This is a genomic window from Polynucleobacter sphagniphilus (genome assembly GCF_001953355.1).
In the GTDB taxonomy this organism is placed as follows: domain Bacteria; phylum Pseudomonadota; class Gammaproteobacteria; order Burkholderiales; family Burkholderiaceae; genus Polynucleobacter; species Polynucleobacter sphagniphilus.
This window is the reverse complement of record NZ_MPIY01000006.1, coordinates 76,534-91,505: the sequence shown is the minus strand read 5'-3', so window position 1 is coordinate 91,505 and position 14,972 is coordinate 76,534. Positions and strand designations below refer to the sequence as shown.

General features: G+C 47.6%; 17 protein-coding genes and 1 pseudogene. 11 read left to right on the top strand and 7 right to left on the bottom strand.

Translation table 11 applies throughout. The features are described from left to right. Window positions 1–5: 5 nt before the first annotated feature. On the bottom strand, window positions 6–1,250 hold the full coding sequence (gene glyA, locus BOQ04_RS07020; protein WP_076024042.1) for a serine hydroxymethyltransferase: 1,245 nt from the start codon (window positions 1,248–1,250) through the stop codon (window positions 6–8). A gap of 65 nt (window positions 1,251–1,315) precedes the next feature. Between glyA and tolQ the strand changes: the two genes are divergently transcribed. The 7 genes from tolQ (at window position 1,316) to queC (ending at window position 6,700) form a co-directional block, all read left to right on the top strand. Further along, entirely contained in the window at window positions 1,316–1,972 is a 657-nt protein-coding gene (tolQ, locus tag BOQ04_RS07015) for a protein TolQ (protein WP_076024041.1), read from the top strand. A gap of 2 nt (window positions 1,973–1,974) precedes the next feature. Further along, on the top strand, window positions 1,975–2,397 hold the full coding sequence (tolR, locus tag BOQ04_RS07010; RefSeq protein ID WP_076024040.1) for a protein TolR: 423 nt from the start codon (window positions 1,975–1,977) through the stop codon (window positions 2,395–2,397). Between the two features lie 31 nt (window positions 2,398–2,428). Next, a complete protein-coding gene (locus BOQ04_RS07005; protein WP_076024039.1) occupies window positions 2,429–3,259 on the top strand; it encodes an energy transducer TonB in 831 nt (276 codons plus the stop codon). 3 nt (window positions 3,260–3,262) lie between these two features. Beyond that, on the top strand, window positions 3,263–4,564 hold the full coding sequence (gene tolB / locus BOQ04_RS07000; RefSeq protein ID WP_076024038.1) for a Tol-Pal system beta propeller repeat protein TolB: 1,302 nt from the start codon (window positions 3,263–3,265) through the stop codon (window positions 4,562–4,564). 145 nt (window positions 4,565–4,709) lie between these two features. Further along, complete coding sequence (gene pal, locus BOQ04_RS06995; RefSeq protein WP_076024037.1) at window positions 4,710–5,213, top strand: peptidoglycan-associated lipoprotein Pal; 504 nt, start codon at window positions 4,710–4,712, stop codon at window positions 5,211–5,213. Then, entirely contained in the window at window positions 5,214–5,945 is a 732-nt protein-coding gene (ybgF, locus tag BOQ04_RS06990; RefSeq protein WP_076024036.1) for a tol-pal system protein YbgF, read from the top strand. 14 nt (window positions 5,946–5,959) lie between these two features. Then, window positions 5,960–6,700, top strand: a complete 741-nt coding sequence (queC, locus tag BOQ04_RS06985) for a 7-cyano-7-deazaguanine synthase QueC (protein ID WP_076024035.1) — start codon at window positions 5,960–5,962, stop codon at window positions 6,698–6,700. A 6-nt stretch (window positions 6,701–6,706) separates the two neighbouring features. Here queC and BOQ04_RS06980 read toward each other — a convergent pair whose 3' ends face one another. The 5 genes from BOQ04_RS06980 to BOQ04_RS06960 are packed head-to-tail and all read right to left on the bottom strand — an operon-like array spanning window position 6,707 to window position 9,984. Next, window positions 6,707–7,324 (bottom strand): riboflavin synthase, encoded by a 618-nt coding sequence (locus tag BOQ04_RS06980; RefSeq protein WP_076024034.1) that lies wholly within the window; start codon window positions 7,322–7,324, stop codon window positions 6,707–6,709. 7 nt (window positions 7,325–7,331) lie between these two features. After that, the gene (gene ribD, locus BOQ04_RS06975) at window positions 7,332–8,450 is read right to left on the bottom strand and encodes a bifunctional diaminohydroxyphosphoribosylaminopyrimidine deaminase/5-amino-6-(5-phosphoribosylamino)uracil reductase RibD (RefSeq protein WP_076024085.1); all 1,119 of its coding nucleotides are present in this window, start codon (window positions 8,448–8,450) and stop codon (window positions 7,332–7,334) included. 52 nt (window positions 8,451–8,502) lie between these two features. Beyond that, complete coding sequence (locus BOQ04_RS06970) at window positions 8,503–9,033, bottom strand: GspH/FimT family pseudopilin (RefSeq protein ID WP_233126703.1); 531 nt, start codon at window positions 9,031–9,033, stop codon at window positions 8,503–8,505. After that, window positions 9,026–9,319, bottom strand: coding sequence for a hypothetical protein (locus BOQ04_RS06965; protein WP_233126701.1), 294 nt, complete (start codon window positions 9,317–9,319; stop codon window positions 9,026–9,028). Before BOQ04_RS06965 ends, BOQ04_RS06970 begins: the two co-directional genes overlap by 8 nt. 32 nt (window positions 9,320–9,351) lie before the next feature. Beyond that, window positions 9,352–9,984, bottom strand: coding sequence for a PilW family protein (locus tag BOQ04_RS06960; protein WP_076024032.1), 633 nt, complete (start codon window positions 9,982–9,984; stop codon window positions 9,352–9,354). A 366-nt stretch (window positions 9,985–10,350) separates the two neighbouring features. Between BOQ04_RS06960 and ribBA the strand changes: the two are divergent. The 4 genes and pseudogenes from ribBA (at window position 10,351) to BOQ04_RS06940 (ending at window position 14,166) form a co-directional block, all read left to right on the top strand. Further along, window positions 10,351–11,512: pseudogene (gene ribBA / locus BOQ04_RS06955) on the top strand (bifunctional 3,4-dihydroxy-2-butanone-4-phosphate synthase/GTP cyclohydrolase II). Window positions 11,513–11,514: 2 nt separating this feature from the next. After that, on the top strand, window positions 11,515–12,030 hold the full coding sequence (ribH, locus tag BOQ04_RS06950) for a 6,7-dimethyl-8-ribityllumazine synthase (protein ID WP_076024083.1): 516 nt from the start codon (window positions 11,515–11,517) through the stop codon (window positions 12,028–12,030). A 7-nt stretch (window positions 12,031–12,037) separates the two neighbouring features. Then, on the top strand, window positions 12,038–12,550 hold the full coding sequence (nusB, locus tag BOQ04_RS06945; RefSeq protein WP_076024031.1) for a transcription antitermination factor NusB: 513 nt from the start codon (window positions 12,038–12,040) through the stop codon (window positions 12,548–12,550). Between the two features lie 137 nt (window positions 12,551–12,687). Next, entirely contained in the window at window positions 12,688–14,166 is a 1,479-nt protein-coding gene (locus BOQ04_RS06940) for an NAD-dependent succinate-semialdehyde dehydrogenase (protein ID WP_076024030.1), read from the top strand. A 16-nt stretch (window positions 14,167–14,182) separates the two neighbouring features. Here the strand turns inward: BOQ04_RS06940 and trmB are convergent, their stop codons facing one another. After that, window positions 14,183–14,968, bottom strand: coding sequence for a tRNA (guanosine(46)-N7)-methyltransferase TrmB (gene trmB / locus BOQ04_RS06935; RefSeq protein ID WP_083657550.1), 786 nt, complete (start codon window positions 14,966–14,968; stop codon window positions 14,183–14,185). Window positions 14,969–14,972: the final 4 nt, after the last annotated feature.

The window sequence follows — 14,972 nt, the reverse complement described above, 5'->3', positions numbered from 1 at the left end:
TGTGCTTAGCCGTAAACCGGGAAGCGTTTAGTCAGATCAGCAACTTGCGCGCGCACCTTAGCAATATTCTCAGGATCATTTGGATTGTCCAAAATGTCAGCAATGAAATGACCAACCTGTCTTGCCTCAGCTTCTTTGAAACCGCGAGTGGTCATCGCTGGTGAGCCCAAACGAATTCCGCTTGTCACCATCGGTTTTTCCGGATCGTTTGGAATACCGTTTTTGTTACAGGTAATGTGCGCTTCACCCAATACCCGTTCGGCCTCTTTACCTGTCATTTTCTTGGCACGTAAATCTACCAACATCACATGCGAGTCTGTGCCACCTGAAACAATCCGTAAACCACGCTCAATCAAGGTTTCTGCCAAGGCTTTAGCATTAGCTACTACCTGCTTTTGATAATCCTGAAAGCTAGGTTCTTGCGCCTCTTTGAAGGCAACCGCTTTAGCCGCAATCACATGCATTAAAGGGCCGCCTTGCAAGCCAGGGAATACCGCTGAATTAATTGCCTTCTCGTGCTCCGCTTTCATCAAAATGATGCCGCCACGAGGACCGCGCAAACTCTTATGTGTTGTAGAGGTCACAATGTCAGCATGTGGCACAGGATTTGGGTAGACACCAGCAGCAATCAAGCCGGCATAGTGCGCCATATCCACCATGAAAATCGCGCCCACCTCTTTGGCTAATTTGCCAATGCGCTCAAAATCAATTTTTTTTGAATACGCCGATGCGCCAGCAATAATTAATTTAGGCTTGTGCTCACGAGCCAAGCGCTCCATTTGCTCGTAATCAATTTCTTCATTCTTATCCAAGCCATAGGCAATGGGGTTAAACCACTTACCGCTCATGTTCAATGCCATACCGTGGGTTAGGTGACCACCTTCGGCCAAACTCATCCCCATAAAGGTGTCGCCTGGCTTTAAGAAAGCTAAAAATACCGCCTGGTTAGCAGAGGCACCGCAATGGGGCTGTACGTTTGCCGCTTCCGCACCAAACAGCGCTTTCACGCGATCAATCGCCAACTGTTCAGCCACGTCCACAAACTCACAACCACCGTAATAGCGCTTGCCTGGGTAACCTTCTGCGTACTTATTGGTTAGCTGTGAGCCTTGCGCTGTCATGACTGCTGGAGAGGTGTAGTTCTCAGAAGCAATCAGCTCAATATGATCTTCCTGACGGCGATTTTCGTTTTCGATGGCTGCCCATAACTCAGAGTCAGTTTTGGCGAGGGTGTTTTGACGGTCAAACATAGTAATAATCCTGAAGAAGTTGGATTGCTTAAGTAAAATCAACCTACATCATACAAAATCCACACATGAACCCTACTCAAGACCTCTCCTTTCTCTCCCTTGTCCTTAATGCAAGCCTGCTGGTTCAACTGGTAATGCTCTTATTACTGGGCATGTCGATTGCCTCGTGGACCATTATTTTCAAAAAAACAGCTGTTTTGCGGGGTGTGCGGCGCGATACCGAGCGCTTTGAGCGTGATTTTTGGTCTGGCGGCGACCTCAATACCCTTTTAGAAGCCTCGCAGCGCAATACCCGCAGCGATGCCGTCTTGGAGCATATTTTTGAAGCGGGGATGCAAGAGTTCTTAAAAGTACGTGAAATTGATGCCGCACGCCGCGCCATGAAAGCCACTTATCAGCGCGAAATGGATAGCCTGGAAGCCAATCTACCCTTCTTGGCGTCAGTTGGCTCAGTCTCCCCTTATATTGGCCTATTTGGAACCGTCTGGGGCATCATGCACGCTTTCCGTGGCTTGGCAAACGTACAAAACGCTACCCTGTCTGCTGTAGCACCTGGTATTGCTGAAGCTTTAGTAGCTACGGCAATTGGTTTGTTTGCAGCGATTCCAGCCGTGGTTGCCTATAACCGCGCTGCCACTGATGTTGATCGCTTAGCCATTCGCTTTGAAAGTTTTATTGAGGAATTCACCAACATCTTGCAACGCCAAGCTGTAGGTAAATAAGTATGGCCAGCTCCTCACTCAAAAGAAACTCTAAACGTCGGGTCATGTCCGACATTAATGTGGTGCCTTACATCGATGTGATGTTAGTGCTCTTGGTCATCTTTATGGTCACCGCCCCCATGGTTAACCCCGGAGTAGTCAATCTGCCTACCGTTGGTGGCGCGAAGGTACAAGCCCTACCACCTGTATTTTTAACCATTGATGCTGATGAAAATGTGATTGTGCGCAAAGATGGCCAACCCACCCAAACCTTAACTAAATTTGAACTCGGTGCATTTGCACGCAGTCAAGCTGAAAATTCCGCTGAGCAGCCCGTAGTTCTGGCAGCCGATAAATCCATCAAATATGAAGTGGTGATGGAAGTCATGTCCAAATTAAAAGAGAATGGCGTGAAACGGGTTGGCCTAGCGGTAAAGAGCCAATAAGCATCATTATTTCTTTCCCAATCCATTATTCATGAATAGCGTGCCCTTCTCGCCCAAGCCCTTTGAGCGCGGTCGCTTAACGAAGAGCGAAAGTACCAAGCGTGCTTTTACCTTTTCGCTCGTCATTCACTTAGGCTTGCTAGCCTTTTTAATGATTGGCATTCAGTGGAATAACAGCACTCCGGCTGGGGTCGAAGTGGAACTTTGGGATGCCCCTGTCCCAACGGTAGTTACTCCAGAACCAGAACTCAAGACAGAAGTAAAAGAAGAAGCTGCTGAAATTGCTGTCAAGAAAAAGCCGGTTGAAAAAGAGACTCCGAAAAAAGAGGTGGTGAAAGAGGCGCCAAAGCCAGTGCCGCCAGTCAAACCACCTCCTCCAAAAGAGGTAGAAAAACCGAAAAAGGTCGAACCACCTAAAAAAGCTGAGCCTCCCAAAAAAGCAGAAGCCCCCTCACCAGCGCAAACCAAAGCAGATGCTGCTGCTGAAAAAGTACGTGCCGACCAATTGGCCAAGCTACGCGCAGCTGCTGGGGCGGAAGGTGGCAGTGGAGGTACTAGTGGCAGTGGGGTTGGTGGCGGCGGCAATGCCCCACCTGGCTGGACCGATAAAGTAATTAAAAAGGTCAAACCCTTAATTGTGTTTAACCCTGAATCAATCAGTGGCAATCCAGCGGCAGTGATCAAAGTAGATTTGGCTCCGGATGGGGCTATCTTAAGCACCAGCATTCTGACCTCCAGTGGCAATGCGGGCTGGGATCGCGCAGTATTACTTGCCTTAACTCGCGCTGAAAGCTTGCCAAAAGATGACAATGGCAAAATTCCTCAACGACAAGTAAAGCTCACCTTTAAACCCAAGGACTAAAGCATGTTGCATTTGTTTAAGAAACCATTCTCCATCGCTCTTTGTGCTTTTTCCCTCTGTAGCATGGGCTTTATAGCGCCGGCCTTTGCCCAGATGAATATTGAAATTACTGGTGTTGGTCAATCGCTTTATCCGATTGCAGTCATGCGCTTTAAGGATGAGAACAAATTACCTACCAATGTCACCGAGATCATTCGTCAAGATTTAGCGCGCAGTGGCTACTTTAAAAATACCGAAAATGGTAATGCTGTCGAAAGCGATGAAGGCACTCCCAATTACAAGTCCTGGGCGGCGCGCGGCGCAGATGCCCTGGTCGTTGGCTCCGTTGTGCAAACTGGCAATGGTCAATTTGATATCCACTACAAGCTGTTTGACATTCGCAAATCCCAAAGTTTAGGCGGCCTTAATCTGTCATCCAGCGCCGATAATCTGCGTGCCGTTGCTCACAAAATTGCTGATGACATCATCTTCAAATTACTGGGTGAGCGCGGTGTATTTTCGACCCGTCTGTCCTATGTCATTAAAGAAGGCAAGCGTTATCGCTTAGTCATCTCAGATGCGGATGGTCAAAATATTCGCAATGCACTCAATAGTGCTGAGCCTATTATTTCTCCGTCTTGGTCACCCGATGGCAAGAAGGTGGCTTACGTTTCTTTTGAGGATCGCAAACCCGTAATCTACGTCCACGAGCTAGCAACCGGCCGCCGCATTTCCCTTTCCAACCAAAAGGGGAATAACAGTGCACCAGCATGGTCGCCTGATGGCAAAAAGCTCGCAGTATCCCTCTCAAAAGATGGCAATACTCAAATTTATGAAATTAATTCAGATGGTACTGGCCTGCGTCGTTTAACACGCGGCAGCACGATTGATACCGAACCACAGTACTCTCCCGATGGCCGCTCCATCTACTTTACGAGCGATCGCGGTGGCAATCCGCAAATTTATCGTATGAGTGCTGAAGGAGAACAGGTCGAGGGCGCCAAGCGCGTGACATACAAGCAAGGTTTTGTAACTTCGCCACGCATCTCCCCAGACGGCAAGTACCTAGCCTATATCGCCAATATTGGGGGCGCCTTCCGCCTGTATATCCTTAATCTCGCTACCGGTGATGCGCAAGCGCTAACGGATGGCAGCTCCGACGAATCCCCCTCCTTTGCAGCCAATGGTCGTTATGTCCTCTATTCCACCAAGGTCAATGGCAAACGCGTATTAGCGGCAGTCTCAGTGGACGGCAACTCGAAGCAAGTGCTCACCATTCCAGGATCGGATATACGTCAACCATCCTGGGGTCCATTTATGGACTAAGGCTGCAAACTTATTTCACAATGTGGTGAAAGCCCGATTTAGTGCCTAAAAATGGGGCTTTGAGTGAAAAATAAAGTCTCTTGGGAGCATAATATTAAGTATTCAGTTATTTAGTTACTTATTTTGTAAGAAAAAAGGGAAGATCATGACGATTTCTACTGCGCGCCGCGCCGCAACATTAGCAATTTTAGGGGCAAGCGCTCTACTCTTGGCCGCTTGCTCAAGCGTAGCATTAGACGATGTCAATGCTGATGGCTCTAAAGGTGGTTCTGGCAATTTTGCTTCACAGCCTTGGAATGATCCACAAAGCCCACTCTATCAACGCAGCGTGTATTTTGATTTCAATGAATACACTGTGCAGACCAAGTACCAAAAATTATTGTCTGCTCATGCTAGCTACTTAAAGGCTAATCCAAAACAAAAAATCATCATCCAGGGTAATACCGATGATCGTGGTACCGCCGAATACAACTTGGCTTTGGGTCAACGTCGTTCTGATGCCGTACGCAAATCTTTAAACCTGATGGGCGTATCGGATGACCAAATGGAAGCAGTCAGCTTTGGTAAGGAGAAACCAAAAGCTGAAGGTGATAACGAAGCAGCTTGGGCTGAAAACCGTCGTGCTGATATTGTGTACATCACCAACTAAATGAAAAAGTCTCAATACCTTTTTAAACAAACGCTCTCAGGAGCGTTTTGTTTAAGTGCTACCCTCATTTGCTTGACCCTTTCAAGCAACGCATGGGCTCTGTTCTCAGATGATGAAGCTCGTAAAGCCATTCTGGATCTGCGTAAATCTTTAGCGACTACTCAGCTGGAATTGCAGAATCAAATTGAGACGCTCAAGACTGAGAATGCGGAACTGCGCGGCAAGATTGAGAATTTAGAAAAACAAGGTGAAGATCTTGGTAGCAGTCAGAAAACGTACTACCAAGATTTAGATACCCGCCTGGGTAATTTTGAGCCGCGTACTGAAACCATTGAAGGTGTTACCGGCACCGTGCAGCCTGGCGAGAAAAAAGCGTATGACGATGCTTTAAAAGCGTTTCAGGCTGGTAACCTCAAAAAAGCGGAGGATGCCTTCTCTGCTTTTGCCAATAAGTACCCGCAAAGCCCCTATTTGCCACTGGTCCTCTACTGGAGTGGCAATAGCAAATATGCCAATAAAAACTATGCGGGTGCTATTGCTCAGTTGCAAGCACTCATCAAACGTTACCCAAATCACCCGCGCATTCCTGCGGCCATGCTGACCTTGGGTAGTTCACAGCTAGAGAGCGGGAATAAAGCAGCTGCTAAAAAAACATTGAATGAAATTATTGCCAAATATCCAGATAGCGACACCGCAAAGGACGCACATCAACTCTTGGCTACTATCAAGTAAGTCACCATTCATTTATGTCACAGTTGTCCGCTGCATTTGAAAACCTTGCCCCCAGAATACCCAATGCGCCTGCCGTCATTTTGTTTTCTGGTGGACTCGATTCAACCACTATCCTCGCTCTAGCAAAAGATTTAGGTTACGCCCCTTATGTTCTCTCAGTGGGGTATGGCCAACGTCACTCTTCTGAATTAGCAGCGGCTAAACACATTGCGAAAAAAATGGGTGTAGTGCGTCATGAGGTTGTCAATCTTGATCTCACCCGCTTTGGTGGCTCTGCCTTAACTGACTCATCGATTGATGTGCCCATTACACCCGGTAATGATCAAGAAATTCCGGTGACCTATGTACCTGCCCGCAACACCATTTTGCTGTCACTAGCCTTAGGCTGGGCAGAGTCTTTAGGTGGGCTAGATATTTTTTATGGCGCCAATGCAGTGGATTACTCAGGCTATCCTGACTGCCGACCTGAATACGTAGCTTCATTTGAAACAATGGCTAATCTGGCCACTAAAGCCGGTGTAGAAGCTTTAAATAATGAAAATCGTTTCCGCGTGCACGCGCCCATCATTAGCATGAGTAAAGCGCAGATCATCGCTTTAGGAAGCACCTTAGGCGTTGATTACTCGCAAACAGTATCGTGCTATCAAGCAAATGACTTGGGGGAAGCCTGCGGTGAATGTGAATCCTGTCGCTTAAGGCAAGCAGGCTTCTTGCAAGCCAAGCTCAGCGACCCCACTCGCTACCAAAAGAAATAAGTTTTTTTATTTTGCTTGTGTCTCAAGCATGCGAGCCACGTAACGGGCAATAAGGTCAATCTCCAAATTCACTTGATCGCCCTGCTTTAACTTACCTAAGGTAGTACTTTGCAAGGTGTGGGGTATGAGATTGATATCCACCATACAGGCAGTAGCAGTGTCTTCTGTTTTATTCACTGTGAGCGATACACCATTAACTACAATCGAACCCTTGTAGGCTAAAAAAGCAGCAAGTGTTTGCGGTGCCTCAATGCGCAGCAACCAGGAGCCGTAGGCATCTTGGGCCACGGCAGCAAAGTGCGCAACTGTACCAACACCATCCACATGACCGCTGACTAAATGGCCGCCCAAACGGTCATTCAAACGCAAAGCCTTTTCTAAATTGACACCGCCCAGGGCATCCAATCCAACTGTTTTTTGAAGCGACTCAGCAGAGATATCTAACGCGAAAGTATTGCCTTCGATTTGAGTCGCCGTCATACAAGCACCCTGAATCGCAATGCTGTCACCTAAAGCAACGTCACTCAAATAGCCATCGGGCACTTCCACCCGCAAATGCATGCCATCACCCTTCGCTTGGGCTGATGTAATTTTTCCAACTGCAGTGATGATTCCAGTAAACATATGAGGTCTATTTTGATGATTGAAGTAGTCGAATACGTAAGTCTGCGCCAAACAATTGTTGATCGATGATCTGCCAATTTTGGCGCTGCTCTAGGCTGGGCAAAGAGATATTAGCCATACCAATACCCTCTCCCATAAAGAAAGGGGCGTAATACAGCAGCAACTCATCAACACAACCCTCTCTGATTAAAGAGCCATTTAATTTAAAGCCTGCCTCCACATGAATCTCATTTAGCTCCCGCTTTTGTGCCAAATAGGCAAATAAGCTCGGAAGATCGACTTTGCCCTGAGGATTAGGCATGGCGATCACTTCAATGCCACGCGCCTCAAAAATGGCAGCGGTCGCTCGCTTTTCAGGTGTATTGAGTTCGGCACATACCAAAATGACTTTACTTAAATTGGTATCTTGAAATAGCTTGGCATCCAATGGTGTCTCTAATTTGGAATCAATAATGATTTTCCAGGGCTGACGCTCGGTTGCTACCTCTCTGACATTGAGACTGGGGTTATCTTCTTTAACGGTTCCAACACCAGTAACAATGGCACAAGCCTGAGCCCGCCAATGATGTCCATCTGCACGAGCCAAGGCGCCGGTAATCCATTGGCTATGGCCATTAGGTAAGGCCGTTTTACCATCCAAACTAGCAGCAATTTTCATACGCACCCAGGGCAACCCACGAGTCATTCTAGAAATAAATCCCTGATTTAGAAGCCGAGCATCCTTTTCCATGAGGCCACAACGCACCTCAATACCAGCCGCCTTCAAGCGCTCTAGACCTTTGCCCGCCACTAAAGGATTGGGGTCTGACATAGCCACTACCACCTTGGCAGGTTGAGCGGCAATGAAGGCATCTACACAGGGGGGAGTTCTCCCAGTATGGTTACAAGGCTCTAAAGTGACATAAATCGTAGAGCCCGCGACATCGAATCCCTGAGTCCGTGCATCAGCTAATGCACAAACTTCCGCATGAGGTCCACCGACCTTTTGCGTATGTCCACACCCAATGACCAAAGCGTCTTTCACAATCACACAACCCACACGGGGATTGGGGTTAGATAGGTAAAGGGATTTGTTAGCCTCGGCTAATGCCTGGCGCATCCATTGATGGTCAACAGCGGTATACATACGTCTATTAAAACCGATTGTGGGCAATCGCATCAAATTTACCCTGAAAGACTCATCTGCACCCCTTGTTATCAACCCGTGGATCGCAGATGCGCCAGCGTCCTCCACTTGAAAGAATTAAATGTCGCTCCAGTTCTGGCTTTAGCCGATGCCCCAATATCAAGCGATTGGCGACAAAACCGCCAGAGCCTGTTTTAGCAGCGCCAGCGCCATTAAAACGGATGCCCTTCTTTGAAGAATGAGGGTCACTAAATTGCTTGCCGCCATCCTTAAAGTAGATGGGATCAATAGCGCCCTGAGCCAGCCAATGCTTACTAATCTCTGACTTGTTACCAGCACTGATAACTGACCACCCACTATCCCAGTTATTACCCTCCTGTGGCGTCATCTGCACTGACTGACCTAAATACAGAGCCTGTTGACGGGCAAATTGGGCATGACCAATAAAGCGCCTGGCAATGGTTTCAATTTCACGCACTGCTAATTGACCTTGCAATAAAGGCATAGATGACATGGCAAGGATGGCAACAATGAATACAACTGCCATCAACTCCAAGAGGCTCGCGCCAGACTCCTTACTCAAGGCCTTGGCGCCAATTTAGTCTGCTTACGATTCCCGTTTTATCGTCCAAGAGAACCAATACTTCAATGATCGGCTTTTCCTTACTTGAGATGAGCCAGTAATTATTCCCCGCTGATTGGAGATAGCAAGCTTGCAGCTGTGCTGCACTAATAGACGAGAGATTGTTTTGACACTCCATAACCGCATTCTCCGCTGCTACAAAATGATCCTGAGTTTGCTTAAGCGTATGCACACTGATGATTTCCAGTGCCGTGAGGCGCTCTAAATAAGTAATGAGTGTTGACATCATCAAGACGAGTGAGGCTACCCAAGCAATAATCACAACAGGTTACGCGTAGCAAAAACCCGCTCCCATTCACGCTGCAAGAGGCGCCCATCGGTCATTGTGATCCGCACCCTAAATAAGCGTGCTAAGCCCTGTGGCTGGGCTAGTTCATCGATAGAGAGCTGCTGCACACCATTCATTAAGGTAGTTTTTTGAGGGCGCCCCTGGCGATCGAGTGATTTACAAATGAGCGATCCCCCATTGATACGCATTCCCTTTGGTGCAGTGGCTTGGTGCTCAACTGAAAAACCCTGCAGTGCCAAATTATTCTTAGTGCGCTCATTAGTAAGGGTATTGCCAATGCAATCGTAGTCAAGTCCATTAGATAACTCGTGCTTGATTTCAATTGAATCAGAGCGGTGATAACCCTCTCCCTTGGTCACCACAATCCACTGGATATTTTGAGATGATGAATGCATTCCACCCTTGTCATTTTTTCTATTTCGGTAGCCAGCCATCCGAATGGAGCGGCCGATTAACTCTAAAGCTCTTTCTGCCTCAAACGTGAGTGACTGCCTTTTTTCATATTCAATCTGTTTAGATATGAATTCACCGCTGGTTCGAATTAACGGACCGATTAAGATGAGGCTGAGAGACAGCCCTACTAAGCACTCGAGTAGACTCATGAATCACCCCCGTCTTTTGTGTTCTTGGATTGAAGACAGATCGCTCAAATTGATCTGCCTCTCTGTGAATGAGGGCTCTTTTCTCCTGAAGTTGACCCCAGCGTAAAGCTAAGGACTGGTAGCTATTGCCAATCGCCATCCAGCTAGTCATCACCAAAGCCATTGCCATCAGCACCTCAAGCAAAATAAATCCCCCCGATTGCAAATGCTTTATTCGATCTCTTGGGGGCATTTTCTGAGTCACCCCTTATTTTCAAGGGAAGCGGGAGCCCCTTAAACACCCCAGATGGAGGTGTTTTGTCAGAAAGGGGTGATATCACCAGTGAACCTAACTACAAAGCCCCGCTCAGCTTAAAATAGAGAGCTATGCCAAATACACTCGCCCCAACCGAAGAAATCGTTGCTGAGCTGCGCGCCGGCAGGATGGTGATCCTGGTCGACGAGGAAGATCGCGAAAATGAAGGTGATTTAGTTCTTGCAGCCGATCATGTCACTGCAGATGCGGTCAACTTCATGGCCAAGTTCGGTCGTGGCCTGATTTGCCTCACCCTCACCCGTGAGCGTTGCCAACAATTAAATCTACCGTTGATGGTGCGCGACAACGGCACCTCAATGGGTACCAACTTTACAGTTTCGATTGAAGCAGCCAGCGGTGTAACAACTGGCATTTCAGCAGCCGATCGTGCTCATACTATTAAAGCTGCTGTAGCACCTCACGCCAAACCAAACGATCTGGTGCAACCCGGCCATATCTTTCCATTGATGGCACAACCTGGTGGAGTATTAATTCGCTCTGGCCATACTGAGGCAGGTTGTGATCTGGCTGCCATGGCAGGTTGCTCTCCAACGGCAGTCATTTGTGAAATCATGAAGGATGACGGTAGTATGGCGCGCCTCCCCGACTTGCTCGAGTTCGCCCAAGAGCATCAATTAAAGATTGGCAGTATTGCCGACCTCATTCAATATCGCAGTCAACATGAAAGCATTGTCGTTCGCGAAGGTGAGCGTGAATTTGCTACCCCTTGGGGAACGTTCAAGGGGATTGTGTATCGCGATACCCCTAGCTCTTCAATTCACATCGCCTTGGTTCAAGGAACACCCTCTGAAGCCAAAGAAACATTAGTGCGGGTTCATGAGCCGGTAACAGTGCTTGATTTTTTTAGATGCTCAGATCAGCACACACTCATGGCCATTGGGAAGCGCCTTAGAGCAAATTGCAGCCTCTCCTGCAGGTGTAGCGGTATTACTCAATGCTTCAGGCATTGGCGCACCCCATGAGAATGATTGGCTAGCGCAGTTTCAAAAACTCAATCAATCTCAAGATGAGCCCTCTAACAAGCCACTGGCTCGTAAAACTGATTTTCGCAGTTACGGTATCGGCGCTCAAATCTTGAAAGACATTGGCGTTGGAAAAATGCGCTTACTCGCCAACCCCAGCCCTACTCCCAGCCTATCTGGTTACAAGCTCGAAGTAACAGGATATGCCCCTTTTTCTGCTTCTGCCCTTCATCAAGAAACGAATTTATGATCATGACAACAACCAATCTAAACGGTAGCGTCGGTGTTTTAGCGGTCGACTTTAATGGCCAAGATCTACGCATCGGTATTGTGCAAGCCCGCTTCAATGAAGACCACTGCCTTGCGCTGAGAAATGCCTGTATCGAAGAATTAATTGCCTTAGGTGTTTCTCAAGACGACATCAAGCTAGTCACCGTACCAGGCGCCCTAGAAATTCCATTTGCACTACAAAAAATGGTGGAAACTGGCGAATTCGATGGCTTAGTTGCTTTGGGGGCTGTGATTCGTGGCGACACCTATCACTTTGAATTGGTTTCCAATGAGTCAGCCTCAGGCATCACACGTATTTCACTAGATTCCGGCTTGCCTATTGCCAATGGCGTACTTACCTGCGATACCGATGAACAGGCGCAAGTGCGCGTTCAAGTGAAAGGTGCTGAATGCGCTAAAGCCGTTGTTGAGATGGCCAACCTGGCATTAGCCCTCACCCCTGATCTCGATATCGAAATCAACTCTCCAACTGAGTAATTTATTCATGTCTAAGAACAGTACCCATTCAATATCGCCTGATGGCAATAAAGAGAATAAGAGCGCCGCGCCCAAGCGCTCCCTGACTCCACGTCGCCGTGCACGTGAATATGCATTACAAGGCGTGTATCAAAGCCTGGTCATGCGCCGTGCCGGTAGCATTCCTAATGCTGCAGCCATTGCCAAGCAACTTGCAGAAGACCCCGGCTTTCGTCGCTGCCAACACGATTTATTTCAGGGTATTTTTGATGGCGTAGTAGAGCGTACCGATGAATTGGAAGCCCTCATCACGCCCGCATTAGATCGCCCCATCAATGAGCTTTCCCCAGTAGAGCATGCCGCCCTATTAATTGGTACCTACGAATTAGCGATTGATCTAGCGGTTCCTTATAAGGTAGCCATCAACGAGGCGGTTGAGCTGGCTAAGACATTTGGCGGGACAGATGGTCATAAATATGTCAATGGCGTTCTTGACCTCTTGGCTCAAAAACTACGTAGCACTGAAATCCAAGCCGGTTAAGGCCTACAACACTCATATGAGACCCAACCCTTCTGGCAGTTCAGAAGGGTTTTTTCTTATCCGCCCATCTCTCATTTGAGGAATAAAATCAAAAAAGTACTTTGTTTGATCCAAGACGCATACTGAGAAAAGCCATCATGCCAAAAATTGACATTCGCCATCACCTCAAAGACCCCTCTCTCTTCAAAGAAGATGCCTTTATTCATGGTCAATGGACAAAAGCAGCCACGGGTGAGCGATTTGCTGTCAATAACCCCGCCACAAATGAGCATATTGCAGATGTAGCCAATGTAGATATCGCTCAAGCAGAGCGAGCGATTGGCGCTGCAAATGCTGCGCTTCCAGAATGGTGCAGTAAGACCGGCAAAGAGCGCGCCAATATGATGCGTAAGTGGTTTGAGCTCATTACAGAACATGCATCAGACTTGGCAACCCTGATGACGCTTGAACAAGGAAAACCACTCGTTGAGGCAATAGGGGAAGTTAGCTATGGCGCCTCCTTTATTGAATGGTTTGCTGAAGAGGCCAAAAGAGTGGCTGGAGCAATTCCAAGCACCACCTGGAGTGATAAGCGCTTGATGGTACTCAAGCAGCCCATTGGAGTATGCGTTGCTATTACCCCTTGGAATTTTCCAATTGCAATGATCACGCGCAAAATTGCTCCAGCCATGGCGGCTGGTTGCACCATTGTGATTAAGCCTGCTGAATTAACGCCCCTTTCCGCTCTTGCATTAGCAGAACTGTCCATGCGCGCAGGCATCCCTGCTGGCGTCATCAATATTCTGACCGCAGATGAAAAGCAATCGATCGCTATTGGCAAGGTCTTGTGCGCATCACCCACAGTGCGCCACCTCTCCTTTACTGGATCAACTGAAGTGGGTCGAATTTTGATGACCCAATGTGCACCAACAGTCAAAAAGCTAGCCTTAGAGTTAGGTGGCCATGCCCCATTTATTGTTTTTGAAGATGCCGATATTGATGCAGCGGTTGCGGGAGCGGTTGCCTCTAAATTCCGTAACTCAGGACAAACTTGTGTTTGCGCAAATCGCTTCTATGTCCATCAAAAAATTCATGATGTATTTGTGGAAAAATTTGCGAAAGCGATTCAATCCATCAAAGTGGGTAATGGTTTAGATGCCGGAATCACACAAGGCCCATTGATTGAACCTGCTGCATTGACTAAAGTAGAACGCCATGTGGCAGATGCTATTTCTAAAGGGGCAACCCTGGTAGCTGGAGGCAAACGCTCGGTATTGGGCGGCACTTTCTACGAGCCAACCATCTTGGCTAATGTTGATAAAGACATGCTCATCACCCACGAAGAAACATTTGGGCCTGTAGCCCCCATCATTCCATTTGCCAGCGATGATGAAGTCATTGCTTTAGCCAACGATAGTCAGTATGGCTTAGCATCGTATTTCTATAGTCGCGATATCGGTCGTATTTGGAAGGCGGCCGAAGCCCTCGATTACGGTATTGTGGGCGTAAATACAGGAATCATTTCTAATGAGGTTGCGCCTTTTGGAGGCATCAAGCAATCCGGCCTAGGCCGCGAAGGCAGCATCTACGGTATGGACGAATACCTTGAAATGAAATACGTTTGCATCGGACTGTGAGACACTGGTGTGAGATTTATTTTTTTAGGTAAACCAAGTCCCACACGCCATGGCCCAGTTTTAGACCTCGATTTTCAAACTTGGTAATTGGCCGATAGGCTGGTCGCTCGACATAGCCAAGGTGCTGCGACTGGAGTTGCCCCATACTGGGTTTGAATTCATTGCTTACTACCCCTTCTACCGCTACATCATCAACCCCAAAAGTTTCTATCCGCACTTGTTCAGTAGCAGTATTTTGCAAACCATCCTGCGCATTTAAGACCAGCAGCATCTGCTCTGCATAGTTATGCCAATCGGTTGCTAAATGCAAATAAGCGCCGGGCTTTAATCTAGAAATTAATAATTGCACAAATGCCGCCTGAATCAAGCGACGCTTATGATGACGTTTTTTATGCCAAGGATCAGCAAAATAAATATGAATGCCATCCAAAGAGTTAGGGGCAATCATTTTCTCTAGAACCTCTACCGCATCATGACGGATGAGGCGTAAATTACTTAATGCATTCTCCCCAATCAGCTTCAGTAAAGCGCCCACTCCAGGGGGATGAACTTCAATTGCTAGAAAATCATCTTCATTGCGTAGGGCGGCAATTTTCGCTGTTGTTTCACCCATGCCAAAACCAATTTCTAATATCTTAGGTTTAGTAGACCCACCAAATGCTGCCTGTAAATCTAATATGGCATCTTGGAAAGGGATCAAGAATTGCGGTCCCAACTCCTCGATAGCTCGCTGCTGACCTGCAGTAGTTCTGCCCGCCCTTAAAACAAAGGAGCGAATTCGTTCTGTATTCATTGAATTCATTCGG

What these genes read in the sequence shown, in the direction of transcription:
- tolB (WP_076024038.1), top strand. Translation starts at nt 3,263, where the DNA reads ATGTTGCATTTGTTTAAGAAACCATTCTCCATCGCTCTTTGTGCTTTT.
- BOQ04_RS06940 (WP_076024030.1), top strand. Translation starts at nt 12,688, where the DNA reads ATGCCAAAAATTGACATTCGCCATCACCTCAAAGACCCCTCTCTCTTC.
- BOQ04_RS06960 (WP_076024032.1), bottom strand. Translation starts at nt 9,984, where the DNA reads ATGAGTCTACTCGAGTGCTTAGTAGGGCTGTCTCTCAGCCTCATCTTA.
- ybgF (WP_076024036.1), top strand. Translation starts at nt 5,214, where the DNA reads ATGAAAAAGTCTCAATACCTTTTTAAACAAACGCTCTCAGGAGCGTTT.
- ribH (WP_076024083.1), top strand. Translation starts at nt 11,515, where the DNA reads ATGACAACAACCAATCTAAACGGTAGCGTCGGTGTTTTAGCGGTCGAC.
- glyA (WP_076024042.1), bottom strand. Translation starts at nt 1,250, where the DNA reads ATGTTTGACCGTCAAAACACCCTCGCCAAAACTGACTCTGAGTTATGG.
- BOQ04_RS06980 (WP_076024034.1), bottom strand. Translation starts at nt 7,324, where the DNA reads ATGTTTACTGGAATCATCACTGCAGTTGGAAAAATTACATCAGCCCAA.
- trmB (WP_083657550.1), bottom strand. Translation starts at nt 14,968, where the DNA reads ATGAATTCAATGAATACAGAACGAATTCGCTCCTTTGTTTTAAGGGCG.
- BOQ04_RS06965 (WP_233126701.1), bottom strand. Translation starts at nt 9,319, where the DNA reads ATGTCAACACTCATTACTTATTTAGAGCGCCTCACGGCACTGGAAATC.
- pal (WP_076024037.1), top strand. Translation starts at nt 4,710, where the DNA reads ATGACGATTTCTACTGCGCGCCGCGCCGCAACATTAGCAATTTTAGGG.
- nusB (WP_076024031.1), top strand. Translation starts at nt 12,038, where the DNA reads ATGTCTAAGAACAGTACCCATTCAATATCGCCTGATGGCAATAAAGAG.
- BOQ04_RS07005 (WP_076024039.1), top strand. Translation starts at nt 2,429, where the DNA reads ATGAATAGCGTGCCCTTCTCGCCCAAGCCCTTTGAGCGCGGTCGCTTA.
- ribD (WP_076024085.1), bottom strand. Translation starts at nt 8,450, where the DNA reads ATGTATACCGCTGTTGACCATCAATGGATGCGCCAGGCATTAGCCGAG.
- tolQ (WP_076024041.1), top strand. Translation starts at nt 1,316, where the DNA reads ATGAACCCTACTCAAGACCTCTCCTTTCTCTCCCTTGTCCTTAATGCA.
- tolR (WP_076024040.1), top strand. Translation starts at nt 1,975, where the DNA reads ATGGCCAGCTCCTCACTCAAAAGAAACTCTAAACGTCGGGTCATGTCC.
- queC (WP_076024035.1), top strand. Translation starts at nt 5,960, where the DNA reads ATGTCACAGTTGTCCGCTGCATTTGAAAACCTTGCCCCCAGAATACCC.